Genomic DNA, 23,775 nt, shown 5'->3' with positions numbered 1-23,775 from the left:
CAATGAAAATTCGACTAACAAAGCAAAACGATATCGCTGCCTTACAGGAGGTGCTTAACGGCACAGAGCTTTTCCCCAGTGAAATGCTCCCTGACATGGTGGATGGATTTCTATCCGACGGTCAAAGCCTCGAGATTTGGCTGACATGTGAAAAAAACAGTAAGGCTGTTGGGTTTTGCTATGCTGTCCCCGAGGAACTTGCCGAAGGTGCATGGAACATGCTCGCCATCGCAATTCTGCCAACCGAGCAGGGTAAAGGTTTTGGCGGCGCAATCATTAAGCATCTAGAAGTCGAACTCAAGAAGCGTGGACAACGCATTTTGATAGCCGACACTTCGGGTTCAGACGAGTTCGCAAAGACACGCGCGTTCTATCGCAAAAACGGCTACAGCGAGGAAGCTCGTATCAGGGATTTCTGGGCGGCGGGGGATGACAAAGTCGTTTTCTGGAAGTCGCTGATCTAATCCTCAGGTGTCGTTCTTGACCTGTCCTCAAACAGGTCAGTTTCACGTGTTTGCCCAACTTGGTAACGGCAGTTACGTCATGCACGTCCGACGCCTTGATTTGAAACACCCTCGCAGCTTTCTGCGAGGGTGTCTTCCTAGAAAGAGTCCGTGATTTTGCGAAACTGCCGATAAGAGGGTCGGAGAAACGGCTAAAGCCTTTCCACATCCTACAATACAGATTTGGGTTCTGTCGTTCCCAATCACCGCCGCCGGTCGCGGCGTGAACTCATGGGCTGGAACGCCACGCCCACATGCGCCTCGCAATAGGGTTTGCCGGCTTCAACCGGCAGGCCGCAGAACCAGAAATCCTCGGTCGCGGGGTCGCCGACGGGCCATTTGCACGTCTTCTCGGTCAACTCCATCAAGGTCAGCTTCTTGGCCTTTTTCTCGACCTCGTTGACCTTGGCCAGTGCCTCGGGGCTGATCTCATTGGCTGAGGGCTGCGGTGGCAGGGGCTGACCGGCCGGGATGATCTGACGGCGGGCGGGCACGGCGGGCTTCGCCTCGGCCGCTGGGGCAGGCGCAGGGCGCGCGGGTTCGGTCTTTGGTGCAGGTTTCGGCTTGGCCTCGGCCTTAGGGGCTGCGGGGGCTGGTTTTTCCTTGGGCTCGGCCTTGGCGGGGGTGGCTCCGGTGGCGCGGTTCGACAGACCCAGACGGTGGACCTTGCCAATAACCGCATTGCGGGTCACACCGCCCAGTTCCTTGGCGATCTGGCTGGCCGACTGGCCCTCGCCCCACATCTTTTTAAGCAGCTCTACACGCTCGTCAGTCCAGGACATCATTTGCCTTTCAAAAGCGGAAAGCGGCCCCGGATTCGGGCCGCCTTGGGAAATCGTCTCAGCCCCCTATTTTAATCACTGCCGCCCGAGTTACAAGCGGTCTTCGAATCAGGTCAGAGGCAGAGCATGCAGATTCCCGCAGAACACACCGAACGTCGCTTTGGCAGGGTCAACTGGATGGGGCTTTACACGCTGTCCAGACGTGAGACTCTGAGGTTCATGTCTGTTTGGACCCAGACTTTACTTGCCCCGTTGGTCACTGCTGGATTGTTTCTGCTGATCTTCAATATTGCCATCGGCCCCAGTCGATCAGCAGTGATGGGGGTACCGTTTTTAACTTTTCTGGCGCCAGGGATCATGATGATGACGGTGATCCAGAACGCATTTGCCAATACTTCCTCTTCGATGATGGTTGCTAAAGTACAGGGCAACATCGTTGACACCCTCATGCCACCTCTGTCGCCGTTGGAAATCCTTCTGGGCTATCTGGCCGGAGCCATCGTGCGCGGGGTGCTTATCGCATCGGTCGTGGCCATTGCGCTGGCTTTGGTGTTGGGAATCGTGCCGAAGTATCCTCTGATCGTGCTGGTATTTGTTGTCTTCGGTGGAGCATTGATGGGTGCTTTGGGCTTATTGGCCGGGATTTTTGCCAACAAGTTCGACCAGATGGCCGCGATTACTAACTTCATCGTGACGCCTTTGGCCTTCCTGTCAGGCACGTTTTACTCGGTTCAGGCATTGCCACCAGTGCTGAATGTCCTCAGCCATGCAAACCCGATTTTCTACCTGATCGACGGATTGCGCTTTGGAATGATCGGGGTTTCTGACAGCCCAGTATGGGTAGGGGTGGTGATCTGCGGTGTGGCTACGCTCGTGATTGGCGGTTCCGCGTGGACAATGCTGCGGACAGGTTACAGATTGAAGTCGTAGAAGCGGAAAAATCTTTAAAGTGAGAAAATTTGGTTAAATGTTAACGGCTTGTGTGTTAGGCGGTCGTTGCAGATAACAAGGCGCGGTCTGAAAGGCTGAACATGCAGGAATTGATTGTTGGGGGCGACTTTGAAAGCCCCGGTATTTCGAATGCCAGCAATTTCCAGATTTTCGGATCCTATGGGTCATGGACAGGCACGGAAATTGAGGTTGGCCGCGAAAACCTGTTTCTGAACACAGGCGATACGACGAACTTGGTTCTGGAACTGGATGGTAACCGAAACGAAACCTCTGTCGCGGAACAAACCTTTACAGTCACTGGTGACAACAAATCCGCAACACTGAGCTTCGATATCGCAGCTCGTCAAACCGGCAGCGGTGGTCCTTTTGATGATCCTGTGTTGGTCGAAGTTCTCGATTCCAATAACAACGTTATTTTTACGCAGACCGTGACGCCCACTTCTGACGGGTCATTCACGCGGGTAGAGTTCAATTTCGATTTTGGCGCCGAAGACGACTATACTTTGCGATTTACCGAAGGGGGGGATGACAACAGCCTTGGCAGTATCCTCGATAATATTTCGCTTATGGTCTGTTTTGCCGCCGGCACGCGGATCAAAACACCGCGCGGTGATGTAAAAGTCGAAGACTTGCGGGTCGGTGATCTTGTGTCGACGTTGGAAGGTGAAGCAAAACCGATCCGGTGGATTGGCTCTAGAACCCTGGATCGGTTTGATCTTTTGGCCAATCCGAACATGCGTCCGGTTCTGATCCGCCAGGGCGCTCTGGGGCAAGGGATGCCCAATCATGATCTGAAAGTGTCACCACAGCACCGGTTGATGTTGCGATCCAAGGTGGCTCAACGGGTTTTGGGCGACGCGGAGGCGCTGGTTCCTGCCAAAAAGCTAACTCACCTGCCCGATATCGACGTTCAGGCGGACTGCACTGAAGTCCAATACTTTCATTTTGTGCTTGAAGAGCATTCGATCGTCATTGCTGAACACGCGTACACCGAGTCGCTGTACACCGGACGCGAAGCGCTAACGATGCTGGGTCCTGACGCTTTGGAAGAGCTGGCATTCCTTTTCCCGGATCTGGCCGTTACCCAACCGACACCTGCAAGCCCATTGCACTCGCGCGGCAAGCTAATCGAAAAGATGTGCCTGCGGCTTGTGCAAAACCAGAAACCGGCGGTGGAGCTTGCGCAATGACCTCATCGTCTCTTGTCGAAGGCGGCACCACGATAACGCTTGAGACGGACCGGACGCTGCTGACCTTGGCTGCCAAGCTCGCTGAGAAACAAAGGATGTCGGCGCAGGACGCCATTGGCGAAATCGAGCAGGCCTATACACGTGCCGCCGAGGCCGAGCACGGCCCCGAATATCTGTTCTGGGCAAAGATTGGAAAAGATGGTGCGATTTCTGTCGCTCAAGTCCTAAAAATTGTTGAGGTATTGACTGACCAATACCGCGAAGTTGCTCTTTCAGACGTAAGAAACAATTTCCCGGATGCGCAGATTGGCCAGTTTGTTGTCAATGCAATTGACCCGGTCCACCCACCTAAGGTCGCACATTGGCTCAGCCCGCGCGCCACGGATATCAGCGGTTTGGATCTTTCCTTGACGTGATCGGGGGGGCGGTACGCGCCTCGCGCCAGACCAGCACCAGTCCACCGAACAGGATGATGGCAGAGCCGGTCAGGCTGATATGATCCGGCACTACGCGAAACACGGTAAAATCGTAAAGCGCAGCGAACACCAGGGTGGCATAGCTGATCGGCGCCACAAACGACGCATCGGCGCGTGCCATGCCATTGACGAAGCACGCTTGCGCGCAGGCCATCAACACGCCGATTCCCGCCAATGCTGCCCATTGTTCTGATGTAGGCGTTCGGAAAACAAAACTGACTGCGACTGAGGCGATCGTTAGTCCCATCGCGTTGTTGATCAGCAGGATCTGCAATGGCACCTCGCGACCCGCAAGTTTTTTAATGAAAATTAGTTCCATCCCGATTGATGCAGCAGCTGCCAGCGCCAACAAGGCCGCAGGTTGAAAGCTGTCGGGCGTAGGGCGCAGCAGAACGAGAGCCCCGGCCAGAGCGACGGCGGCGGCGAGCCAGCGCCACGGGCCAATGCTCTCTTTTAGGAGTGGTATGGCCAGGATCATCGCAAAAACCGGGTTCAGGAACGAGATCGCCGTGGCATCCGAGATTGGTATATACGCAACGGAAGCAAACATCAGCGTGATGCCGACCCACCCAAAGCTGGTGCGCCCGATATGTAGACCCCAATGTGGACGACTGAGGCGCGGACGCAAAACGCCAACTGTGCAGGCGATCACCAGAAATGCGAACAGAAAGCGGCCGTGGCTGATCTGCATCGGGTGCAGGGGCGGGCCAAGCTCGTCGGTTCCAAGGGCTTTGGCCAGGAGGGTTGTTCCTGCCAACAGCGCACTGGCGGCAAGGATCAGAAGTGCCGCAAGGGGCGGGTTGTGGCGCGCAGGTGTCATGCTCAAGCGGTGGGGCACTCTTGGTCAAATGACAAGTGTCAATTTCACACAACAATCGCATTTTGAGCCGTGCGCAATTTTGGGGTTCCCTGACCGGGCGCGCGCCGTTATACGACGGGCATGATCAAAAACGCGCATATTCTGCTACTCCGACGCCGACGCATCGCTGCGTAACCGGCCAGTTTGATCTATTGCGCTGTAAATCCGCGCAAACCTCACCAAATCAGTTGACGACAAGGGCCTTCGTGTATCACTCACGGGGCTTAACATATCGAAAAGGATGATCCGATGATCCCGTCCGTTCTGCCGACCTATAACCGCGCGCCCCTTACCTTTGTGAAGGGTGAAGGCGCTTGGCTGACCGAGGCGGATGGCCGACGTTTTCTGGACTTGGGCGCCGGGATCGCGGTGAACGCGCTGGGGCACGCGCATCCGGCACTGGTCAACGCGCTGACGGAACAGGCGCACGCGCTGTGGCATGTTTCGAACCTTTATCACATCCCGCAACAGCAGGCGCTGGCCGACAAGCTGGTTGAACATACCTTTGCCGATACGGTGTTCTTCACCAATTCCGGGACGGAATCGTGCGAGTTGGCCGTAAAAATGGCGCGCAAGCATTTCTACGACAAAGGCCAGCCCGAGCGGGTCGAGATCATCACCTTTGACGGCTCGTTCCACGGTCGGTCTTCGGCCGGGATCGCAGCGGCCGGGTCCGAGAAGATGACCAAGGGCTTTGGCCCTCTGCTGCCCGGTTTCGTACATGTCACGTTCGGCGATCTCGACGGTGTGACCAACGCAATCACCGCCCAAACTGCTGCGATCATGATCGAGCCGGTGCAGGGTGAGGGCGGTATTCGTCCCGTGCCAGATGGAGAACTAAAAGCCCTGCGCCAGATTTGCAACGACAACGGCCTGTTGCTGATCTTTGACGAAGTGCAATGCGGTGTTGGCCGCACCGGCAAGCTGTTCGCCCATGAATGGGCAGGTGTGACGCCGGATGTCATGATGGTCGCCAAAGGCATTGGCGGAGGCTTCCCCTTGGGTGCCGTTCTGGCTACCGAGGATGCGGCCAATGGCATGACTGCGGGCACGCATGGGTCGACCTATGGCGGCAACCCACTGGGCTGCGCCGTGGGGTGCGCGGTGATTGACCAAGTATCGACGCCTGCATTCCTTGAGGGTGTGAACCGCAAGGCGGGCCTGCTGCGGCAAAAGCTGGAAGGTCTGATCGCCGATCATCCTGATGTATTCGAAGAGGTGCGTGGCGCTGGCCTGATGTTGGGTCTGAAGTGTAAGCCGGTCAATATCGACGTGGTGAACGCATGTTATGACAACGAAGTTATCACCGTGCCTGCCGCCGACAACGTGATCCGCCTGTTACCACCGCTGACCCTGACCGAGGACGACATCGCGCAGGCCGTGATCCGTCTGGAAAAAACGGCCGCGCAGGTTGCTGCAAACATGGCCTCGGCCTGAGAGATACTTGAATAAAAAGTGACATGATATGAACCACTTCCTTGATATCCACAAAACCGACGCCGCCGCGCTGCGTGGCATGATTGATCAGGCCAGCGCGATGAAACAGGCGCGCCTTGGGCAGCCCAAGGCGGCGCAGGATGATGAACAACCGCTCAAAGACCGTATGGTCGCGCTGATCTTTGAAAAACCCTCGACCCGAACACGTGTGTCTTTTGATGTGGGCGTGCGCCAGATGGGCGGGCAGACAATGGTGCTGTCCGGAAAGGATATGCAGCTGGGTCATGGCGAAACGATCGCCGACACCGCCCGCGTGCTGTCGCGCTATGTGGACATGATTATGATCCGTACATTTGACGAGACGATCCTGACCGAAATGGCCGAATATTCGGACGTGCCCGTTATCAACGGCCTGACCGATCGTACCCACCCCTGCCAGATCATGGCCGACGTCCTGACGTTTGAGGAACACCGTGGCCCCATCGCGGGTAAAAAAGTGGTCTGGACCGGCGACGGCAATAACGTCTGCGCATCGTTCCTGCACGCGGCGGGTCAATTCGGCTTCAACCTGACCTTCACTGGCCCTGCGCAGTTCGATCCCGAGGAAGAATTTATGGGATTTGCCCGTCAGAAGGGGTCGCGGATCGTTGTGGAACGTGATCCGTTCAAAGCGGTTGAGGGGGCCGATCTGGTCGTAGCTGACACTTGGGTCTCGATGCATGACAGCCAATCCGCCAAAGAGCGTCGCCACAATCTGCTACGCCCCTATCAAGTCAATCCCGAACTGATGTCCCATGCCAAGCCCGATGCACTTTTCATGCACTGCCTTCCTGCCCACCGTGAGGAAGAAGCCACGTCAGAGGTCATGGACGGTCCGAATTCGGTGATTTTCGACGAGGCCGAGAATCGCCTGCACGCGCAAAAGGCAGTCATGCGCTGGTGTCTGGGCGTTTAACGTCTGGAAACATCCCAGACGCGTAATCTGACGAGCGTTCGCGCGCTCGTCAGTAAGATCAAAACGCAGAGTATGATCTTGCTCATGATCTCCATCGTGCCTTCGATCAGTAGCGCGTGGATGATGCTGCCTGCGATAGTTACTGATGCCAGCGTGGTGTGTGTCAATCGCCAGACTCGAAATCGAAGGGCTGTGCGCTGACGCAATATCCCCAACGCAGCGGCCGCGAACGCCGTCCACATCGCGATCACGCCCCAAGCCGAGAATGGCGTAGGCGACGTGAAGGTGAGGGCATCAACGACGTCCGGCGGGCTGGTGATCCATAATCCTCCGACGTGGATCACAATCGCGCCCACCAATGCCAACCCAACCCAGCGATGCAGATGGCGGCTGAAAACAGGCGTAAGACCGGGCAAGTCTTTTGCGGCCAATAGTGGCTGCAACAATAAAAGGCTCAGGCAGGCGACACCCGCAAAACCCGCCGCGATATAGACCGGATCCCGCCACGCGAGGTATGGGCTGAACCCAGCGGCAATGACCGGGATCAAAACGACGGCGATCAGAACCGCCCAAATCGCCGTGATCTGACGCATGTATCAGGCAGGTTGAAGTACGAAATGTGCGGCAAGTGTTTTGTCCCTCGCACTGGACATCACCGGGCGCAGGAACACCGTTTTGAATTCGCCGCTGTCATAGGCAAGATGGCCATGCGGTTGGCCAAATGCAGGCACAATCTGCGGCATCTCCAGCCGAAACTCTCCGTTAGCATCTGTCAACGTGGCCCCGTGGCTTTGAGGGTCGCGTTCATGGCCTTCGGTTGTGTGGGCCCAGATCTGGATGCGCTGACCGGGCAGGGGCGCGCCATCGCCGGCGCGGCGTACAGTTCCGGTCATCCAGAACCCGCCGCCTCCGATCCGTTCAACGATCGGCGCGCCCGCGCGATAGTTGTTGGACCCGCCCCTCATGGAGGGTGTTGCCGCCAAGCCCTTTGCCCGAGCAGGCACAAACAGACCCGAGGCCAACACGGCCCCTCCGCCCGCGATCAGAGAGCGACGGTTGAGTGATGAACGGGTCATGGAAACCTCCTGAAGCCAGCAACCGTGTAATAGATAGCACGCTTGCCATCCATTCCGAGGGCTGTTTGCGAATTGTGAATTCCTTTGACGGATGGCCAGTCGGCTGCAATCGTGACCTAAAGGACGTTGTTGCCCATGAGGCCCGCCACATGACCCAAACAGATCGCATCACCTCAGACGAAATTGCCGCTTTTCAGCGCGATGGGGCAGTTGTTCTTAGATCCAAGTTCTCGACCAATTGGCTTGATCTTTTGCGCGCCGGGATCGATGCCGATCTGGCCAACCCGACCGACAATTTTGCCCGTCATACCAAAGACCTGCGTGCGCCCGCGTATTTCGAGGATTACTGGGCTTGGAACAAGATTCCTCAATTCCGGGATTTCGTCCAAAACTCGCCCTGTGCGTCGCTTGCTGCACAGCTTTTGGACGCCGAAGCGATCAATCTGGTCATGGACAACTGGTTCCTGCGAGAGGCGGGATCCACCTCGCGTCCACCGTTTCATCAGGATTTGTCCTATTTCGATTTCGAAGGGACAATGTGCGTTTTGTGGCTGCCGCTTGAACCCGTCACCAAGGAAAACGGTATTGCCTTCGTCAAAGGCTCGCATTTATGGGACAAACTGTTCATGCGCGTTCGTTTTGCTGACGGCCACCCAAGTTATGAACCGACCGAAGTTGCCGGACGTACATATCATCCACCGCCCGACGTAAACGCGGACCCAGATGCTTTTGAACTGTTGCAATGGGATATGGCGCTTGGGGATTGTATCTTTTTTGACATGCGAACTCTGCATGGTGGGCTGTCCTCGGTCACACCAACCCAGACGGTTCGGCGGTTTACTTTGCGAATGACGGCACCGGACGGGGTGATCCGGTATCGTGGGGACTGGGCCAAAGGCGAACGCGCACAGTTCGAGGCCGCAGGATATCGCGAGGGTGATCGCATCGCGGGGCCGTTTTTTCCGCAGTTGTGGCCTGGTCAGGCTAGCTGATCTCATCAACTGGGGTGGGGGCCGGCGCACTGGTGGTGTGCGTATAGGATGATATTATTGCCAATCAATGTGTCGTACATTGCAAAAATGCACGAAACTCAGATCGCAGGAGCATAGCAATGAGTTGGAACCCGACCCACAGCCCCGAATGCATGTCCGAAAACACCTCTCTTGAGACGTTGATCATTCCTCGCGCGCGTGATCTGGGCGGGTTCGAGGTGCGCCGGGCTTTGCCCTCGGTCCAGCGGCAGCTTGTGGGGCCGTTCATTTTCTTCGATCAGATGGGCCCGGCTGAATTCATAACCGATGGCGGCATCGATGTGCGCCCGCACCCTCATATCGGGTTGGGCACTGTGACCTATCTGTATCAGGGAGAATTTGAACATCGCGACAGTCTGGGCACCCATCAGATGATCTATCCCGGTGAGGTCAACTGGATGGTGGCCGGGCGCGGCGTGACCCATTCCGAGCGGACAAGCGACCAGACTCGCGGTACACGTCACAGCCTGTTCGGCATCCAGACCTGGATCGCCTTGCCTGAACAACACGAGGATATGGCGCCGGATTTTGAACATCACAAGCAAGGCGCGCTGCCCCATATCCAGGATCACGGCGTGTCCGCCCGCTTGATTCTGGGTTCGGCCTATGGAGAGACCAGCCCTGTGACGATGCTGTCCGAAACGTTTTATCTGGATGTGCAGCTAGATCCGGGCGTGTCCTTTCCCTTGCCAGATGATCATGAGGACCGAGGGGTTTATGTCACCCAAGGCGCGGTCGAGATCGCAGGCGATACATTTGATGCGGGCCGCATGATGGTGTTCCGCCCCGGCGACCGGTTGTCTGTGAAGGCCGGCCCGACCGGCGCGCGCCTGATGCTGCTGGGGGGCGCAACGCTGAACGAGGATCGTTACATCTGGTGGAACTTCGTGTCGTCCTCGAAAGAAAAGATCGAGGTCGCGACACGGGAATGGAAAACGGCAGATTGGGCGAACGGGGCGTTCCACCTGCCTCCCGGCGATGATCAAGAGTACATTCCGATCTCGGCCGAGCTGGAACGCACCCGCCCAAGGCTTGCGCGCTGACGAGGCGTCAGGGGGTCTTGTCCACGACTTCGATCCCGGCGATCTTTACCGAAAGGGGAGGGTCGCCATGAAAATTGTGATCGCTGGCGCGGGCAGTATCGGGTGTTATTGCGGGGCTTTGCTGTCTCAGGGCGGCCACGATGTCACACTGCTTGGACGTGCGCGCGTCTTTGCTCCGATCAAGGACCGAGGTCTGACGGTCACCGACTTCTCGAGTCTGCAGCAACATGTCTCGGACCTGACCCTGTCCGAGGTTCCGGACTGTCTTGCAGATGCCGAAGCCGTCATCGTGACTGTCAAAACCCCGGCGACGGCCGAGATGGCTGCATTGATCGCGCGATACGCACCGTCGTCAGCGCCAATATTGTCGTGGCAGAATGGGATGGAAAACATCCGGACTCTACGCGCGGCCCTGCCGGGGCGGGATGTGCGGGCCGGGATGGTTCCGTTCAATGTGGTCCCGACCGACCCCGGCAGTTTCCACCGAGCGACTTCGGGAGAGATTATGATCGAGAGCGGTGCCAGCGCGCTGGGGCAAAAGCTGAGCAGTCCGAACCTGCCAGTTATTGAAAGCGATCAGATCGAGGCGGTGCAATGGGGCAAGTTGCTGATCAACCTCAATAATGCGCTGAATGCCTTGTCGGGACTGACGTTGAAGGACCAGCTTTTGGATCGGGAATGGCGTAAGCTGATGGCCGATCAGATGGCCGAAGCCCATGCGGTTCTGAAATCAGCAGGTCTTTCCGTGGCCTCGACCACACCGCTTCCGGCTTGGATGACGCCCTTCATCCTGCGCCTGCCGACCCCGCTGTTTAGTCGAATAGCCGCCCGGATGTTGACGATTGACCCTTCGGCGCGCACATCCATGGCCTATGATCTGATGGACGGCAGACCAACCGAGATTGACAGCCTGCAAGGTGAGATCATTCGCCTCGCAGCTGTCCAGGGCCGGGCTGCGCCGATTTGCCAGAAGGTTCGCGACCTTATCGAAGGTCGACCCACCACGTCGATGACCCCACGGCAAATCAGGGGTTGAGCATTGCTTTATTGAAAGGCCGTCAGCATCCAGAAGATCACGGCTGACATAGCAGCAGCAGCCGGAACCGTAACAACCCATGCCGCGATAATGGTCATGAAATGCGAACGCCGCACCAGTTTGCGCCGTTTATGCTCTTCTCGCGCCAAACGACGCTGGGGCGGTCGCTGCTGGTTCGAGGCTTTCCAACGGCGATCTGAATGCCATTCACGATAAAAACCAACGCCGAACACAGCGCCAACAGCGATATGTGTCGAACTGACGGGCAGACCCAGCCAGCTTGCCACGATCACAGTAATAGCAGCCGATAGGGCAACGCAAAACGCGCGCATCGGGTTCAGCTTGGTGATCTGGCTGCCAACCATGCGGATCAGTTTGGGACCGAACAGGAACAGGCCGAAAGATATCCCGAAGGCCCCGATCACCATAACCCATGTCGGAATCGCAACTTTCGAAGCAAAGTCACCGAACTCGGCCGCGTGCACGATTGCGGCCAAGGGGCCGACTGCGTTGGCGACATCGTTGGCGCCGTGGGCGAAGCTCAGGAATGTAGCCGAGATGACCAGCGGCAAACCGAACAAGGACTTCAGTGATTTGGTCCGGTTTTCCAGCCCTTCGGATTTGCGGCGCACCCATGGAATAGTTGCCGACCACGCCAAAATTCCCGACAGCAGCCCAACCAGTAGTGCGATTTCCAGATCGACTTTCACGATCCGCTTCAGCCCTTTAACGGCCAAATATGTCGCGAATGCTCCGGCCATGACGCCGACCAGAATGGGAACCCATCGCCGTGCAGCAGCGATCTTGTCATCCTGATATTGAATTTTGGCCTTGATCAACCCAAGGAAACCCGCAGCAATCACCCCACCCAATACCGGAGAGATGACCCAGCTTGCCGCAATGGCGCTCATGGTTGCCCAGTTGACGGCGCTTAGACCGGCTGCGGCAATACCTGCGCCCATAACCCCACCCACGACCGAATGTGTGGTCGAAACCGGAGCGCCAACCCAAGTGGCAAGGTTAACCCACATCGCCGAAGAAATCAGCGCAGCCATCATAGCCCAGATAAACACGTTGCTTGTCTGAACCGAGGCCGGGTCGATGATGCCTTTCGAAATCGTGGAAACCACGTCTCCTCCGGCGAGCAATGCTCCAGCGCTTTCGGCAATCGCTGCGATAACAATGGCGCCACCCATGGACAGCGCATTGGCGCCGACGGCTGGGCCCATGTTGTTGGCCACGTCATTGGCGCCGATGTTGATTGCCATGTAAGCGCCGAACGCGGCTGCTGCGACTACGACTAGTCCACCATCTGCCTGGCCAAACAGAACTGCCGCCGACAAACCGGCAAGGGCAATAAAAGCCAGCGCAATCCCCGGCGCCAGCATGGGGCGTGCCACGTGGACATTCGCGGTTTCAACGCGTGAGATACGATTCAGATCGCTGTCCAGCGTTTGCCATCGGGTTTTTGAGCTTTGGTCTGACATAGTGTTTCATACCGAAAATCGGATCGACGCATGCCGCTATCCGGTTTCCGGTTCAAGGACAACACCAGTGTCATCAATTTGTCGCTAAATTGTTACAATCGTCTCAGCAAGTCACGCAACTCGGGCTCATGCACCCTCTCGGCTGCGGTCGTGGGCGATACCCACTCGCGTGTGCGCTGGTCTTTTTCTGGGAAATCTTCGGCCAGGTCCTGAACCTCGATGCGGAAAACCGTCGTCAGAACGGGTTGTGCCGAGCCATCCTTGAGGATTTTCTCGTATGCAAATTGCCCGACGGGTTTTTCCTGAACGGTTCGCGCCCTTACCCCGGCTTCTTCCCAGGCTTCCTGTCTTGCGGTCTGTGCACCATTGAGCCCGTCAATCGGCCAACCTTTTGGTATGATCCAACGTCCGGTATCGCGGCTTGTAATCAGCAAAACCTGCACGCCTTCGTTTGTATTCCGGGTGCACAACGCGGCAAATTGCACCCTGCGCGGGCGCAGGATCAGAGGTCTTGCGACCTCTTCCCAAATATTGTGCAGCCATTTTGTCATGCTCTTACGCCCTGTGGTCAGGGCGCCTCCTCAGAGCAGCACATAACAACGAAATGGTATATGTTCAATGAACGGGTGAAGGTTTGATCCGTGTTGGCGGTCTTTGTGCCCGGAAAAGGATCAGACTGTCACAAGCGGATCAACGTCGGCGTTTTGCGCGCAGTGTCGGATCAGCTTGGGTTGGATCCTCTGGCCACGGGTGTTTGGGATATTGGGCGCGCATATCTTTGCGAACGTCTGCGTATGAGCCGGCCCAGAACCCCGGTAAGTCCCGTGTGATCTGGATTGGGCGCTGGGCGGGGGACAGCAGAGTGATCTTGAGGGGCTCGCCGCCCACGATCGGATGGCGGGTTACTCCGAACAGCTCCTGCAACCGGACCGAGATTTCGGGGGCCGCACCGCCGTAGTCAATCGGCACTTTCCGACCCAAAGGTGTTTCGAATGATCCGGGTGCGCGCCGGTCCAGTTCCTGTGTCTGGTTCCAATCCAACCGGGCGCGCAATGCAGGTAGCAGGTCGAACTTTTTCCAGTCGTCAGCCGATCGCACGCCCGAGAGCATCGGCAGCAACCAGTCCTCTAACGACGCAGCCAGCCCGTCAGGTGAGAAATCGGGCAGGTCGACGCCCTCGGCCCTGACCAATTCGACCCGCGCGGCCAGACGCGCCGATGCGCCGTTCAAGCGCAGACCCAGATCGTGCACTCCGTCCAGCATTGCCATAGCCAGGATGTCTTCGGGCACGTCTTTCCAAATGCGGTCGTCCAGAGTTATGGCACCCAACCGCTCTTGACGACGCGCAATAACGCGGCGGTCCCGTTTGGACCAGACGCAGCTATCAACCCAGTCGATCTGATCCGCGAACAGATCGCGAATTTCGCGCTCGGATATTTGCGCGGCCATGCGCACACGCGCCTCACGTGGGTTGCTGTCGGTGTCTGTGACAACCAGATAAGGGCTCGCTGCCAAAGTGTCGGCACTGTCCAACACTACACCTTTTCCGCCAGACAAAACATATCGCGGATCGTCACCCTTGCGACGCTGGCCGATACGGTCGGGGTAGGCCAGCGCAGCCATGGCTGCGGGGCTCAGATCAGATGGCTTTCCATTTCGGCGCAGCCGCTTGGCTTCGGCCTTTATGCGGTCAATCGCCCCCGAACTCACTTGCCAGATGCGATTGCGTTGAAAGGCGCGCAGATCGCGTAGTGCTTCTAGCCGCAGCAACATATCGGTCGGCGCGCCGCGCAGCGGGTCTCGTTCGGCCATCAGCGCAGCCAGAGAGGATGCGTCCGGCCCGGCACGCTCTAGCATGTGGCCTAACCGGGGATGCAGGGGCAAGGCCGATAGGGCGCGTCCGTGATTGGTGATCCGCCCCTTGCCGTCCAAAGCGCCCAACATGGTCAACAAGCTGCGGGCTTCGGCCATGGTGCCTTCTGGCGGAGGGGTCAGAAAGGCGAGGTCGTTTGATTCAGCCCCCCAAAGCGCAAGCTCCAACGCCAGACCGGTTAGGTCGGCGGCTTCGATCTCGGCTGGGGGGTAGGCCGCGAGCGCGCCCTCTTCCCCTTTGGACCAAAGGCGATAGCAGACCCCTTCTGCCACGCGCCCCGCGCGGCCTGCGCGCTGGGTGGCCTCGGCACGTGTGACGCGTTCGGTTACCAACCTGGACATCCCCGAGCCCGGATCAAACCGCGCGCGTCGCGCCTGCCCCATATCGACCACAACACGAATATCTGGAATGGTCAGAGAGGTTTCGGCAATCGACGTGGCAAGAACGATCTTACGCCCGTCCTCAATCGGAGCTATGGCCTTGCGTTGTGCTGCAAAGGGCATTGCGCCGAACAAGGGGCGCAGCGTGCATCCGTTAGGCAAGCGTCCGGCCAAAGCGGTCTCGGCGCGGCGAATTTCACCTTCCCCCGGCAGGAACACAAGCATCCCACCTGCCGTTTCACGCTCGGCCTGAACCACCAGATCGACCAACGCGTCCAACCGCCGTGCTTGCGGACCAAGCGGGCGGTCCAGCCAGCGTGTCTCGACCGGAAAACTGCGGCCCGCAGACGTCACTAGCGGAGCGCCCATCAACTGTCCGACCGGTTCAGCGTCCAATGTCGCGGACATTGCCAGCAGGATCAGATCGTCGCGCAGCGCGTCCATCACTTCGAGGCAAAGCGCCAGCCCTAGATCGGCATTTAAGGACCGTTCGTGGAATTCATCAAAGATCACTGCGTTGACGCCGGGCAAGTCGGGGTCGGATTGCAGCATCCGGGTCAGAATGCCTTCGGTCACAACCTCGATCCGGGTGGATTTGGAAACTTTTGCCTCGCCACGCACCCGATAACCTACAGTCTCCCCCGCGCGCTCGCCCAGCGTTTCGGCCATGCGTTCCGCTGCGGCACGGGCAGCCAGCCGACGGGGTTCCAGCATCACGATCTTGTCAGCGCACAGCCCCGCCTCGAGCATTGCTAAAGGCACACGAGTCGTCTTGCCCGCGCCCGGGGGCGCTTGCAGCACGGCGCGCCCCGAAGCTCGTAGGGCGTCCAGCAGATCGGGGATGGCGTCTTCAATGGGCAGGCGAGTCATCCGGGCTTTATCCGCCAAGCATCGGGCCGCGTCCAGTTCTGTGGTTTGCAGGTGACGACCTGCTTACATCCAAACGGATTCCGGCGCAGTCCGGTCTGGACAAATCGGCTTCAGCGACGGCAAGTAGTCGTGCCGCAAAAGATCGGGGTTAAAATGGAAATAGACAGCCTGAGTGACAGGATTTTAAACGGAGATCGGCGCGCGCTGGCCCGTGCGATAACCTTGGTAGAAAGCGGCCGCGCCGATCATCGAGCGCAGGCCAGCGAATTGCTGGCGCGTCTCGCAGGCGCGGGGAAACAGGCATTGCGGATTGGGCTGTCAGGTACGCCGGGCGTCGGTAAATCCACGTTCATCGAAAGCTTTGGCATGATGCTGATCGGTCAGGGATTGCGCGTGGCGGTTCTGGCCGTCGATCCCAGTTCGACCCGTTCTGGGGGCTCGATTTTGGGCGACAAGACCCGGATGGAGCGCCTAAGCCGGGAACCTGCCGCCTTTATCCGACCTTCCCCCAGCCAAAGCCATCTGGGCGGTGTTGCGCGTCGAACGCGTGAAGCCATCGCCCTGTGCGAGGCAGCTGGGTTTGATGTGGTTTTGATTGAAACGGTTGGAGTAGGGCAGTCGGAAACCGTGGTGTCCGAGATGTCAGACCTGTTTCTTTTGCTGCTGGCCCCTGCAGGTGGGGACGAGCTGCAAGGGGTCAAGCGCGGTATTATGGAGATGGCCGACATCATCCTTGTCAACAAGGCGGATGGAGATCTCAAGGCAACGGCCACACGGACCTGTGCCGACTATGCCGGAGCGCTGCGTTTGCTGAGAAAGCGCCCGCAGGACCCTGAAGGTTTCCCCAAGGCCATGACGGTCTCTGCGGTTGAAGAGCATGGGCTTGAGCAATCCTGGGACGAAATGCGCTCTTTAACAAATTGGCGCAAGGAAAGCGGGTATTGGTCCACGAACCGAGCGGAGCAGGCGCAGTTCTGGTTTGAACAGGAAGTGCGTACAGCGCTCTTGTCGCGGCTTGCGACCCCACAGGCCCGCGCCGAGATGGAACGGCTGGGCAACGCGGTTCGAGAAGAGGGACTAAGCCCGTCAGTGGCGGCAGAAACACTGTTATCGAACCTGATGCCGGGCCAGGGATACTCCTGAAGACAAGAATTGCGTGATGTGAAACCGAGTTTCCCGTGCTGCGTGCGGGGGGCTGTCGAATGCGCGTAAAGATGGTATCCTGATCGTATAAATCGCAGGACCTGAGACTATGCCTCGTATCAATGGGACCAACAGTGGCGATGATATTGACGTCACAAACGACAGCGGGACGCTGAACGGCACTCCGCAAGGGTCTCCTATTGATAACATTCGCGGTCGAGGCGGCGATGACGATATCACGGTCACGGACAGCACGATTTCCGACAACGTTGTTGGGAATACGGGTAACGACAACATTGTCATTTCCAATAGTACTGTGATTGGACGAGTCTCGGGCGGTGCAAATTCCGATACGATAACAGTCAGCGGGTCTAATGTCGGCTCTATCAGGCTTGGGGCGGGTAATGACACGCTCAATTTCAGCAGTACGACCGTCAGCGACGACGTCGTCGGCGGAAGCGGTACAGACACGCTGAACCTACCAGAAGGCACGGTCGTTAACGACGCCACATTCGGTACGTTCACGGTTGAGGCCGGGGTTGCCTATTCGGTGTCCAGTGGCACGTTCACGCTGCCGTCGGGCACAACCGTCACATACAGTGCTTTCGAAAACGGGTCGGGCGTGCCGTGCTTTACTCGAGACACCAAGATTTTGACGACCAAAGGTGACCGTTGCATCCAGACGCTGAGGGTTGGGGACGAAGTTCTGACGCTGGGACAAGGCGTGCAAGCGCTGCGATGGATTGGGCGACGCAGCATTTTCAAGGCAAATTTACAGGCCAACCCTCGTCTGCGACCAGTTCGTATATCAGCAGGGGCGCTTGGTGATGGCCTGCCGCACGAAGACCTTTTGGTATCGCGACAGCATCGAATGCTAGTGCGGTCCCGGATCGCGCAGCGAATGTTTGGTGCGCCTGAAGTTCTTGTTGCCGCGATCAGACTTGTTGATACGCCCGGAATTTTCGTTGACGAGAACGTGGATGAGGTAGAGTATTTCCACCTGCTGTTTGATGAGCATCAAGTTGTTTTTGCCGGAGGAGCGCCGACTGAAAGCCTTTTCACCGGTGTTGAGGCGTTGCGGGCGTTGGACCCCAATGCGCGGCGTGAGATTTTCGAGATTTTCCCAGACTTGGCCAAGGGTCTTCCCACACGAGAAACCGCCAGATTGATACCTGAGGCACGGCAGCAAGCCCGGTTGTTGGAACGCCATCGTAAAAACGGTAAACCGCTTTTGTGGTCGCAATCGGGACCTGCTGGCTGACAAACGAAGTTGGCGTAAAGATTCCGCGCGATCCGTCTTGACCCTTCCGGCGATTCCCACTAAACGCATCCAACCAGTTTTCGGGCGCGACTTCGGGTTGCGCCCCTTGTGATTTGGCCGAGGTGTTATGCCGGGCCTCCAGAAACAAAGGAAAAAACCATGTCGCGCCGTTGCGAACTGACCGGAAAAGGCCCGATGACTGGCAACAATGTCAGCCACGCCAAAAACAGAACTCGTCGTCGTTTCCTGCCGAACCTGAACGACGTTACCCTGCAGTCGGAAACCCTGGGTCGTGGCGTAAAGCTGCGTATCTCGGCGGCTGCTCTGCGCTCGGTCGACCACCGCGGTGGTCTGGACGCGTTCCTGGCCAAAGCCAAGGACGACGAACTGTCGGCTAACGCGCTGAAAGTGAAAAAGGAAATCGCCAAGGCACAAGCCTCGGCCTAAGCCGTTTTCACATGCAAAATATTCGGCCCTGTACCCATGATGGCGCAGGGCCTTTTCTATTGCATCAAAGCCAAAAATCGCGATTTGGTGACAATCCGTGGATATGGAGTGATTTTGTTCACATACCTCCGCTCTGAATGACGTTATGTTTAAGCATATTCATCCGACGGAGATCATTCTCATGTCTTTCAAATCTCTCGAGTCTTTCTCCCTGTTGGCCGCTTTTTTCGGCAAAACCTTTGGGACATGTTTTCGGATGCAACGTCAGGTGAACAGGTTGCATACAAGCCTGACCAAAGGGTCCGTCAAGCGTACCGAACGGGACGGTTGATACTTTCCTCCTGACCCACGGGCTTCAAGCGTATTCGATTGCGCTTGAAGCCCTCTTAACGTCCGGCCTATATCAAGGGCGAAATGAAAGCTGTTCTGCATAAGACGTTGCCTTTTGTATTGTCGCTGCTTGTCTTGCTCACCGGGCAAGGAGTAGCCGCGTCAAGGGGCATGGAAACTGCCGTTGGGCAGATGATCTTGTGTACCGGAGACGGCCCTGTGGTCGTCTATACGGATGCGGATGGACAACCCACGCAGCCTCCGCATTTCTGTCCGGACTATGCGATGACGTTGCTTGGGGCGGTCCTTGATGTTTCGTCCCGCGTGCCCGAAGCGCCAAAGCCCGATCAGGTTCAACCCGCACGGACACGCCGCAACCTGATTGCGGCACCAATTCCACATCACCCTGCGCGGGCTCCTCCTGTCGTGTTCTGACAATCAACTTATTCTCAGACACTTAAAGCAGGAGAAGCCAGATGCGCTTTTCATTCAAACTATTGGCCACTCTGGCCGCCGCCACCATTGCAACCGCTGCGGTGGCACAGGATTCGATTGCAGTCGAAGATGCTTATGCGCGTTCGTCCGGCAAGACTGCCAAAGCCGGTGCGGCGTTCATGATGATCGAAAACACCGGTGACGCAGATGACCGGTTGATCGCCGTTGAATCTGAGGCTGCGGCGCGGGTTGAACTGCACACGCATGAGGTTGATGCCAACGGCGTTGCCAAGATGATCCATGTCGAGGAAGGGTTCGTGATCCCGGCGGGTGAAGCTCGTGCGCTGAAACGCGGAGGGGACCACGTCATGTTCATGGGGCTGACGGCGCCTTTCGAAGAAGGATCCACTGTCCCCGTCACTTTGATCTTCGAAAAGGCAGGTGAGGTCGAGGTCGACATTCCGGTTGATCTGAAGCGTCACGACGCTGGTGGGCACGGGTCGCATTCGCACTGAGGCTACGCGCGTCTTCGCGCCGCTTTGCGGCGGTCATCCACGCGTCAGGCCGGGCTGAGCCCGGCCTGTTTGCGTCGAGTCTAGCGGTTGACGACGCGCATCGAAACGCGGTCGCGGGCGGATTTGAAACGCAATGCGAGGAAGATCATGACCCCCGAGAAGGCCAGCGCCGAGAACGCAATGGCCCAGCCCAGTGCCACCATTCCGCTGCCCGGCCAGAACATCAGAACCAGCCCAATCAGCAACGCGACGATCCCTGAATTGCGGAAGGTTGCCGAATCTGGATGCTGATCCGGTATTTGTCGCCACGCCGCCAGCGAACCGACGCCAACAATCAGGGCCCATGCACCCAAAAGGAAGAAGGTCAGTCGCGCCACGCCCTCGGGCCAGATCAGAAGGACCAGCCCAATAAGCAAAGCGCCTATTCCGAATCCTCCGATCAGGCCGCGTCGACCGAACCCAAACAGGGTGACGCCGCCGTCAAGCACCAGTAGCAGACCGACTAGACGCAACAGAAGCGAAATGCTGCCCGTCGGCCAGAACAACGCTGCAACCCCCAACACACCGGCGAGAATGCCGCGCAACAAAAAAGTCCACCACAGATTGGCCAGCTGCTCTCCCATCGCTTCGCGACCGTCCAGGCTGTGGCTATCAAGGATTTCTTCGTGCGGCGTATGAGGGTCGGTCATGTGGGCCTCCGGTTGTGGTCGCGGGTTCAGTATACAATAAATCTCTTTTGTATCTGGCGTCTATTGTTGCCCCAGCAGGTCGTCGACCCAGCGTGGCACTGTCTCCGACGCCGGGCCGAGGATGACCGTTTCAAAGCTGGATGCGCCATCCGAGGGTTCAAGGTTTAATTCGACGGTCCGTGCACCAGCTATGGCAGCCTCGTGCACGAAAGCGGCGGCCGGATAGACCTGCCCAGAAGTGCCGATCGAAGCAAAGATCGCAGCCTCGGAAAGGTGATCGTAGATGGTTTCCATGTGATAAGGCATCTCTCCGAACCAAACTACGTCGGGTCTGGCAGACGGTGCGGCACATGCGGGACAGGATTCACCCACGGACATCTCCGGGGGGGCAACCCAGCGGTGGTCGCACGCGGTGCAAAGCGCCCCTGCAAGGGTTCCGTGCATATGAATAACGTTTTTGGCCCCGCCGGCTTCGTGCAGGCTATCTACGTTTTGGGTCACGATCACAACATCACCGGGCCAGTTGCGTTGCAACCGGGTCAGCGCTTGATGGGCCGGATTAGGTTGCGCGTTCGCCGCCTGAATGCGGCGGGCATTGTAGAACCCCTGTACCAAGGCCGGGTCACGTGCAAACCCTTCGGGTGTAGCGACATCTTCTATCCGATGCTGAGACCAAAGCCCGCCTTCGTCCCGAAATGTGCCCAACCCGCTTTCGGCCGAGATTCCTGCTCCGGTCAGGATGACAATCTTTTCCATTCCTACCTCACACGTTACACCTTGGTGCATGAGCCACCGTATCCTGTTTGTCTGTTTGGGCAATATCTGCCGTTCACCCGCTGCCGAGGGCGTGTTTCGCGCCCGAGCACCACATTATGCGACTGATAGCGCCGGGACCTCGGGCTGGCATATCGGCGACCCGCCCTATGGGCCGATGCAGAAGGCAGCAATGGTACGGGGGGTAGCACTGGGCGATTTGCGCGCCCGGAAATTTGTGGCCGAGGATTTCAATCGGTTTGATTTGATCCTTGGCATGGATGCCGACAACATCGCCAATATCGAGGATCTGCGCCCCGAGGGCAGCGACACTCCGGTCCGCTTGCTGACCGATTTTGCCCCAGAAACCGGCGCGGACCATGTGCCCGACCCCTATTACACCCGTGATTTTGACGGAGCTTTGGACTTGATCGAGGCCGCTGTGGAAGGCCTCGCCGCTCATCTGCGTGGTTAGGCCATCACCTTAAGCCGACCGTCCAGCCAAGGCAGTTGCGTCAAGGCCGGGTCCACGATCTGGCTGCGCATCAATCGGCGCATCATATCGGCCACCTCTTGCGGAACCTGATCGGACCAGTCGGTGCGGGTGAACAGCGAGATCATTCGAGAAAAGTCCCCAAACGGGGCAGGGTGCGCCTCAAGCCCGTCGTGGAACCGGGCGGCGCGCATGAAACCCAAGGGCGTGGTGATGGCCCAGCCAAGGCCGCGCGCTACCATTGCCATCAACGCAAGGTGCGAACCGATCTCGAACCGTTCCTCGAACTCTAGTTTCTGGCGGGCCAGATGTGCCTCGATCTGGCGGCTGATAAGCTGTTCACGGGCGTAGCGCAGAAAGGGTAAGGTCTGCACTGCATCCTGCGCTCCTTTAGGGGTGACCAGAATGAACGGGTCCTGCACCAGCGGGTATTCGGCAACGCCTTCAAGCACTTCACCTGAATGGGCTGATACGGCCATGTGCAGGCGCTGTGCCTCGAGATCGGCGAACAGATCAAGGCTGGGCAGGGTGATCAGCTTGAATTTCGAACGCGTCAGGCTGTCGGCCAGCAATGTCGCCAGTCTGGGTGTCAGGTCATTGTCGAAATCGTCGATCAGCCCGATGGACAGGGTAGTCAGATGGCCCAGATCCATCACGGTCAATTCGCTCTGGGCCATTTGCAATTCGGCCAAAACCGTCTCAGCGCGGGCCAGAAAGCTGCGCCCGGCCTGCGTCAGCCGCATTGGGCGGCGTCCGTGGTCGACCAGTTCGGTGCCCAACGCGTTTTCTAGATTGCGTAATTGCTGGCTTACCGATGGCTGGCTGAGCCCGGTGATCTCGGCCGCCTGCGCCACCGAACCGGTGCGCGCCAAGGCCTCGAACACTTCAAGGCCCCGCAAAGTCAGCCCTTTTATCACCATCGCACACCCCTTTCACTGCGCCTTTTCTGCGGCGCAGGACGGGTCAGGTCAAGGATGCTGAGGTGTTTAGCTACAGATCGCCTGCGCCATCTGGCCAAAATTCTGATATCGATCCCATAGCGCATCATCCCGCGCGGTGCGTGACATTTTCAGCTCCTGCGCCTGATGGGGGTCAGCGAACCATTTCGAGACGGTCTTTTGGTCGCTGCGCGTCAGCGCCTGATCGGCCACGCGTTGAATGCAACTGCACCGATCCCGCGTCGCAGCCGAACGGTCCGACGCCAGACACGCCCGCTTGATTTGCGCGGCCTCAACCGCCAACGGAGAACTTGCCACAGACGCAGCACAGAATGCTATTAAGAGGAACTTTTTCATGCTCGAGCCTCGTTTTTGCCTGCCCGGAGGGATCTGCGCCCCTCTCGGCCTTTCGCGGAGTATGAATCAAACTGGTTTCGGGATCAATCGGGGGGTGCGAAAATGTGATTGGGCAGTGGAGCAAAGTCGCATTTGCTTAGGCAAACCAACGAATTTGAAAACAAAATGCTTAAGAAATACGGCCGCACATTCCATTTGCCACAATCCCCTGGGGCTAGCAGCGATGACAAAATCATGCGCAGTGTCGACGGGCTGGTTGCCGCCGATGAGGTGGTCTTCACCGAGAAAATGGACGGTGAGAATACGACTATTCACAACCAGGGCTGCCATCCACGCAGCCTTGATGCCCGATACCATCCGTCGCGCGATTGGATGAAAGCTTTTGCGGCTGGCATCTCACCTCAACTGGCCGAGAATGAGCGTATTGTTGGCGAGCATCTCTTTGCACCCCACTCTATCGTGTAT

Annotated in this window: 27 protein-coding genes and 1 pseudogene; 16 read left to right on the top strand and 12 right to left on the bottom strand. The window is 57.9% G+C overall.

Annotated features, from left to right (window positions below; all coding sequences use genetic code 11):
* Positions 1-2 precede the first annotated feature (2 nt).
* Positions 3-464, top strand: coding sequence for a GNAT family N-acetyltransferase (locus ABWV79_RS04255; RefSeq protein ID WP_353390575.1), 462 nt, complete (start codon positions 3-5; stop codon positions 462-464).
* A gap of 242 nt (positions 465-706) precedes the next feature.
* Here ABWV79_RS04255 and ABWV79_RS04250 read toward each other — a convergent pair whose 3' ends face one another.
* Positions 707-1,285 (bottom strand): GcrA family cell cycle regulator, encoded by a 579-nt coding sequence (locus tag ABWV79_RS04250; protein ID WP_170354987.1) that lies wholly within the window; start codon positions 1,283-1,285, stop codon positions 707-709.
* A gap of 126 nt (positions 1,286-1,411) precedes the next feature.
* Here ABWV79_RS04250 and ABWV79_RS04245 point away from each other — a divergent pair, with 126 nt between their 5' ends.
* The 3 genes from ABWV79_RS04245 to ABWV79_RS04235 all read left to right on the top strand — a co-directional run bounded on the left by ABWV79_RS04245 (position 1,412) and on the right by ABWV79_RS04235 (position 3,842).
* Positions 1,412-2,215 (top strand): ABC transporter permease, encoded by an 804-nt coding sequence (locus ABWV79_RS04245; protein ID WP_353390574.1) that lies wholly within the window; start codon positions 1,412-1,414, stop codon positions 2,213-2,215.
* A gap of 101 nt (positions 2,216-2,316) precedes the next feature.
* Complete coding sequence (locus ABWV79_RS04240; RefSeq protein WP_353390573.1) at positions 2,317-3,426, top strand: Hint domain-containing protein; 1,110 nt, start codon at positions 2,317-2,319, stop codon at positions 3,424-3,426.
* Positions 3,423-3,842 (top strand): NusA N-terminal domain-containing protein, encoded by a 420-nt coding sequence (locus ABWV79_RS04235; RefSeq protein WP_353390572.1) that lies wholly within the window; start codon positions 3,423-3,425, stop codon positions 3,840-3,842. The genes ABWV79_RS04240 and ABWV79_RS04235 overlap by 4 nt, the downstream gene beginning before the upstream one ends.
* Here ABWV79_RS04235 and ABWV79_RS04230 read toward each other — a convergent pair.
* The gene (locus tag ABWV79_RS04230) at positions 3,814-4,722 is read right to left on the bottom strand and encodes a DMT family transporter (RefSeq protein ID WP_353390797.1); all 909 of its coding nucleotides are present in this window, start codon (positions 4,720-4,722) and stop codon (positions 3,814-3,816) included. The two genes, ABWV79_RS04235 and ABWV79_RS04230, sit on opposite strands and share 29 nt — an antisense overlap.
* 288 nt (positions 4,723-5,010) lie before the next feature.
* On the opposite strand from ABWV79_RS04230, the gene ABWV79_RS04225 reads away from it, so the two are divergent.
* Positions 5,011-6,198, top strand: coding sequence for an aspartate aminotransferase family protein (locus tag ABWV79_RS04225; RefSeq protein WP_353390571.1), 1,188 nt, complete (start codon positions 5,011-5,013; stop codon positions 6,196-6,198).
* A 28-nt stretch (positions 6,199-6,226) separates the two neighbouring features.
* Positions 6,227-7,153: an ornithine carbamoyltransferase gene (gene argF / locus ABWV79_RS04220; RefSeq protein WP_353390570.1), complete on the top strand. Its 927-nt coding sequence runs from the start codon at positions 6,227-6,229 to the stop codon at positions 7,151-7,153.
* Here argF and ABWV79_RS04215 read toward each other — a convergent pair.
* Together ABWV79_RS04215 and ABWV79_RS04210 are read right to left on the bottom strand one after the other, a co-directional pair.
* Entirely contained in the window at positions 7,150-7,746 is a 597-nt protein-coding gene (locus tag ABWV79_RS04215) for a ferric reductase-like transmembrane domain-containing protein (protein ID WP_353390568.1), read from the bottom strand. The genes argF and ABWV79_RS04215 overlap by 4 nt on opposite strands.
* Positions 7,747-7,749: 3 nt before the next feature.
* Entirely contained in the window at positions 7,750-8,229 is a 480-nt protein-coding gene (locus ABWV79_RS04210; protein ID WP_353390567.1) for a peptidase associated/transthyretin-like domain-containing protein, read from the bottom strand.
* Between the two features lie 149 nt (positions 8,230-8,378).
* Here ABWV79_RS04210 and ABWV79_RS04205 point away from each other — a divergent pair, with 149 nt between their 5' ends.
* From ABWV79_RS04205 to ABWV79_RS04195, 3 genes are all read left to right on the top strand, one after another.
* Positions 8,379-9,221, top strand: a complete 843-nt coding sequence (locus ABWV79_RS04205; protein WP_353390566.1) for a phytanoyl-CoA dioxygenase family protein — start codon at positions 8,379-8,381, stop codon at positions 9,219-9,221.
* A 119-nt stretch (positions 9,222-9,340) separates the two neighbouring features.
* A complete protein-coding gene (locus ABWV79_RS04200) occupies positions 9,341-10,303 on the top strand; it encodes a pirin family protein (protein ID WP_170354995.1) in 963 nt (320 codons plus the stop codon).
* A gap of 67 nt (positions 10,304-10,370) precedes the next feature.
* Positions 10,371-11,339, top strand: a complete 969-nt coding sequence (locus tag ABWV79_RS04195) for a 2-dehydropantoate 2-reductase (protein WP_353390565.1) — start codon at positions 10,371-10,373, stop codon at positions 11,337-11,339.
* Positions 11,340-11,347: 8 nt separating this feature from the next.
* Here ABWV79_RS04195 and ABWV79_RS04190 read toward each other — a convergent pair whose 3' ends face one another.
* From ABWV79_RS04190 to hrpB, 3 genes are all read right to left on the bottom strand, one after another.
* Positions 11,348-12,826, bottom strand: a complete 1,479-nt coding sequence (locus tag ABWV79_RS04190; RefSeq protein WP_353390564.1) for an inorganic phosphate transporter — start codon at positions 12,824-12,826, stop codon at positions 11,348-11,350.
* A 92-nt stretch (positions 12,827-12,918) separates the two neighbouring features.
* On the bottom strand, positions 12,919-13,377 hold the full coding sequence (locus ABWV79_RS04185; RefSeq protein ID WP_170354998.1) for an NUDIX hydrolase: 459 nt from the start codon (positions 13,375-13,377) through the stop codon (positions 12,919-12,921).
* Positions 13,378-13,516: 139 nt separating this feature from the next.
* On the bottom strand, positions 13,517-15,949 hold the full coding sequence (hrpB, locus tag ABWV79_RS04180) for an ATP-dependent helicase HrpB (RefSeq protein WP_353390562.1): 2,433 nt from the start codon (positions 15,947-15,949) through the stop codon (positions 13,517-13,519).
* A 153-nt stretch (positions 15,950-16,102) separates the two neighbouring features.
* Between hrpB and meaB the strand changes: the two genes are divergently transcribed.
* The 5 genes from meaB (at position 16,103) to ABWV79_RS04155 (ending at position 20,080) form a co-directional block, all read left to right on the top strand.
* Positions 16,103-17,092, top strand: a complete 990-nt coding sequence (gene meaB, locus ABWV79_RS04175; RefSeq protein WP_170355071.1) for a methylmalonyl Co-A mutase-associated GTPase MeaB — start codon at positions 16,103-16,105, stop codon at positions 17,090-17,092.
* A gap of 109 nt (positions 17,093-17,201) precedes the next feature.
* Complete coding sequence (locus ABWV79_RS04170) at positions 17,202-18,353, top strand: Hint domain-containing protein (RefSeq protein ID WP_353390560.1); 1,152 nt, start codon at positions 17,202-17,204, stop codon at positions 18,351-18,353.
* A 159-nt stretch (positions 18,354-18,512) separates the two neighbouring features.
* Positions 18,513-18,800 carry a 50S ribosomal protein L28 gene (rpmB, locus tag ABWV79_RS04165; RefSeq protein ID WP_008756960.1) on the top strand — a complete coding sequence of 96 codons (288 nt, stop codon included), beginning with the start codon at positions 18,513-18,515 and terminating at the stop codon, positions 18,798-18,800.
* Positions 18,801-19,214: 414 nt separating this feature from the next.
* The gene (locus ABWV79_RS04160) at positions 19,215-19,565 is read left to right on the top strand and encodes a hypothetical protein (RefSeq protein WP_353390559.1); all 351 of its coding nucleotides are present in this window, start codon (positions 19,215-19,217) and stop codon (positions 19,563-19,565) included.
* Positions 19,566-19,606: 41 nt separating this feature from the next.
* Entirely contained in the window at positions 19,607-20,080 is a 474-nt protein-coding gene (locus tag ABWV79_RS04155) for a copper chaperone PCu(A)C (protein WP_170355002.1), read from the top strand.
* A gap of 80 nt (positions 20,081-20,160) precedes the next feature.
* Here ABWV79_RS04155 and ABWV79_RS04150 read toward each other — a convergent pair whose 3' ends face one another.
* On the bottom strand, positions 20,161-20,769 hold the full coding sequence (locus ABWV79_RS04150; protein WP_170753866.1) for an HdeD family acid-resistance protein: 609 nt from the start codon (positions 20,767-20,769) through the stop codon (positions 20,161-20,163).
* A gap of 60 nt (positions 20,770-20,829) precedes the next feature.
* The gene (locus tag ABWV79_RS04145) at positions 20,830-21,525 is read right to left on the bottom strand and encodes an NAD-dependent deacylase (RefSeq protein WP_353390558.1); all 696 of its coding nucleotides are present in this window, start codon (positions 21,523-21,525) and stop codon (positions 20,830-20,832) included.
* 28 nt (positions 21,526-21,553) lie between these two features.
* Here ABWV79_RS04145 and ABWV79_RS04140 point away from each other — a divergent pair, with 28 nt between their 5' ends.
* On the top strand, positions 21,554-21,997 hold the full coding sequence (locus ABWV79_RS04140) for a low molecular weight protein-tyrosine-phosphatase (protein WP_353390557.1): 444 nt from the start codon (positions 21,554-21,556) through the stop codon (positions 21,995-21,997).
* Here ABWV79_RS04140 and ABWV79_RS04135 read toward each other — a convergent pair.
* The 3 genes from ABWV79_RS04135 to ABWV79_RS04125 form a co-directional block, all read right to left on the bottom strand.
* Positions 21,994-22,935 carry a LysR family transcriptional regulator gene (locus ABWV79_RS04135; RefSeq protein WP_353390556.1) on the bottom strand — a complete coding sequence of 314 codons (942 nt, stop codon included), beginning with the start codon at positions 22,933-22,935 and terminating at the stop codon, positions 21,994-21,996. The two genes, ABWV79_RS04140 and ABWV79_RS04135, sit on opposite strands and share 4 nt — an antisense overlap.
* 66 nt (positions 22,936-23,001) lie before the next feature.
* On the bottom strand, positions 23,002-23,310 hold the full coding sequence (locus ABWV79_RS04130; RefSeq protein ID WP_170753872.1) for a hypothetical protein: 309 nt from the start codon (positions 23,308-23,310) through the stop codon (positions 23,002-23,004).
* Positions 23,311-23,376: 66 nt separating this feature from the next.
* Positions 23,377-23,640, bottom strand: a complete 264-nt coding sequence (locus tag ABWV79_RS04125) for a hypothetical protein (RefSeq protein WP_353390555.1) — start codon at positions 23,638-23,640, stop codon at positions 23,377-23,379.
* Between ABWV79_RS04125 and ABWV79_RS04120 the strand changes: the two are divergent.
* Positions 23,545-23,769 (top strand): annotated as a pseudogene (locus ABWV79_RS04120) (RNA ligase family protein); the annotation flags it as partial. The gene ABWV79_RS04125 and the pseudogene ABWV79_RS04120 overlap by 96 nt on opposite strands.
* Between the last annotated feature and the right edge of the window lie 6 nt (positions 23,770-23,775).

The sequence above is a fragment of the Ruegeria sp. HU-ET01832 genome (assembly GCF_040371315.1).
GTDB classification, from domain to species: domain Bacteria; phylum Pseudomonadota; class Alphaproteobacteria; order Rhodobacterales; family Rhodobacteraceae; genus Ruegeria; species Ruegeria lacuscaerulensis_A.
This window is presented reverse-complemented; position numbering and strand designations above follow the sequence as displayed.

Bases quoted from the DNA above. Each gene is read 5' to 3' on its own strand.
- ABWV79_RS04235 (WP_353390572.1), top strand. From the start codon at position 3,423: ATGACCTCATCGTCTCTTGTCGAAGGCGGCACCACGATAACGCTTGAG.
- ABWV79_RS04195 (WP_353390565.1), top strand. From the start codon at position 10,371: ATGAAAATTGTGATCGCTGGCGCGGGCAGTATCGGGTGTTATTGCGGG.
- ABWV79_RS04125 (WP_353390555.1), bottom strand. From the start codon at position 23,640: ATGGCAGCCCTGGTTGTGAATAGTCGTATTCTCACCGTCCATTTTCTC.
- rpmB (WP_008756960.1), top strand. From the start codon at position 18,513: ATGTCGCGCCGTTGCGAACTGACCGGAAAAGGCCCGATGACTGGCAAC.
- ABWV79_RS04200 (WP_170354995.1), top strand. From the start codon at position 9,341: ATGAGTTGGAACCCGACCCACAGCCCCGAATGCATGTCCGAAAACACC.
- ABWV79_RS04150 (WP_170753866.1), bottom strand. From the start codon at position 20,769: ATGACCGACCCTCATACGCCGCACGAAGAAATCCTTGATAGCCACAGC.
- ABWV79_RS04250 (WP_170354987.1), bottom strand. From the start codon at position 1,285: ATGTCCTGGACTGACGAGCGTGTAGAGCTGCTTAAAAAGATGTGGGGC.
- ABWV79_RS04185 (WP_170354998.1), bottom strand. From the start codon at position 13,377: ATGACAAAATGGCTGCACAATATTTGGGAAGAGGTCGCAAGACCTCTG.
- ABWV79_RS04225 (WP_353390571.1), top strand. From the start codon at position 5,011: ATGATCCCGTCCGTTCTGCCGACCTATAACCGCGCGCCCCTTACCTTT.
- ABWV79_RS04155 (WP_170355002.1), top strand. From the start codon at position 19,607: ATGCGCTTTTCATTCAAACTATTGGCCACTCTGGCCGCCGCCACCATT.
- ABWV79_RS04255 (WP_353390575.1), top strand. From the start codon at position 3: ATGAAAATTCGACTAACAAAGCAAAACGATATCGCTGCCTTACAGGAG.
- ABWV79_RS04135 (WP_353390556.1), bottom strand. From the start codon at position 22,935: ATGGTGATAAAAGGGCTGACTTTGCGGGGCCTTGAAGTGTTCGAGGCC.
- ABWV79_RS04190 (WP_353390564.1), bottom strand. From the start codon at position 12,826: ATGTCAGACCAAAGCTCAAAAACCCGATGGCAAACGCTGGACAGCGAT.
- ABWV79_RS04145 (WP_353390558.1), bottom strand. From the start codon at position 21,525: ATGGAAAAGATTGTCATCCTGACCGGAGCAGGAATCTCGGCCGAAAGC.
- ABWV79_RS04130 (WP_170753872.1), bottom strand. From the start codon at position 23,310: ATGAAAAAGTTCCTCTTAATAGCATTCTGTGCTGCGTCTGTGGCAAGT.
- ABWV79_RS04240 (WP_353390573.1), top strand. From the start codon at position 2,317: ATGCAGGAATTGATTGTTGGGGGCGACTTTGAAAGCCCCGGTATTTCG.
- ABWV79_RS04215 (WP_353390568.1), bottom strand. From the start codon at position 7,746: ATGCGTCAGATCACGGCGATTTGGGCGGTTCTGATCGCCGTCGTTTTG.
- ABWV79_RS04205 (WP_353390566.1), top strand. From the start codon at position 8,379: ATGACCCAAACAGATCGCATCACCTCAGACGAAATTGCCGCTTTTCAG.
- meaB (WP_170355071.1), top strand. From the start codon at position 16,103: ATGGAAATAGACAGCCTGAGTGACAGGATTTTAAACGGAGATCGGCGC.
- hrpB (WP_353390562.1), bottom strand. From the start codon at position 15,949: ATGACTCGCCTGCCCATTGAAGACGCCATCCCCGATCTGCTGGACGCC.
- ABWV79_RS04230 (WP_353390797.1), bottom strand. From the start codon at position 4,722: ATGACACCTGCGCGCCACAACCCGCCCCTTGCGGCACTTCTGATCCTT.
- ABWV79_RS04245 (WP_353390574.1), top strand. From the start codon at position 1,412: ATGCAGATTCCCGCAGAACACACCGAACGTCGCTTTGGCAGGGTCAAC.
- ABWV79_RS04170 (WP_353390560.1), top strand. From the start codon at position 17,202: ATGCCTCGTATCAATGGGACCAACAGTGGCGATGATATTGACGTCACA.
- ABWV79_RS04210 (WP_353390567.1), bottom strand. From the start codon at position 8,229: ATGACCCGTTCATCACTCAACCGTCGCTCTCTGATCGCGGGCGGAGGG.
- argF (WP_353390570.1), top strand. From the start codon at position 6,227: ATGAACCACTTCCTTGATATCCACAAAACCGACGCCGCCGCGCTGCGT.
- ABWV79_RS04140 (WP_353390557.1), top strand. From the start codon at position 21,554: ATGAGCCACCGTATCCTGTTTGTCTGTTTGGGCAATATCTGCCGTTCA.
- ABWV79_RS04160 (WP_353390559.1), top strand. From the start codon at position 19,215: ATGAAAGCTGTTCTGCATAAGACGTTGCCTTTTGTATTGTCGCTGCTT.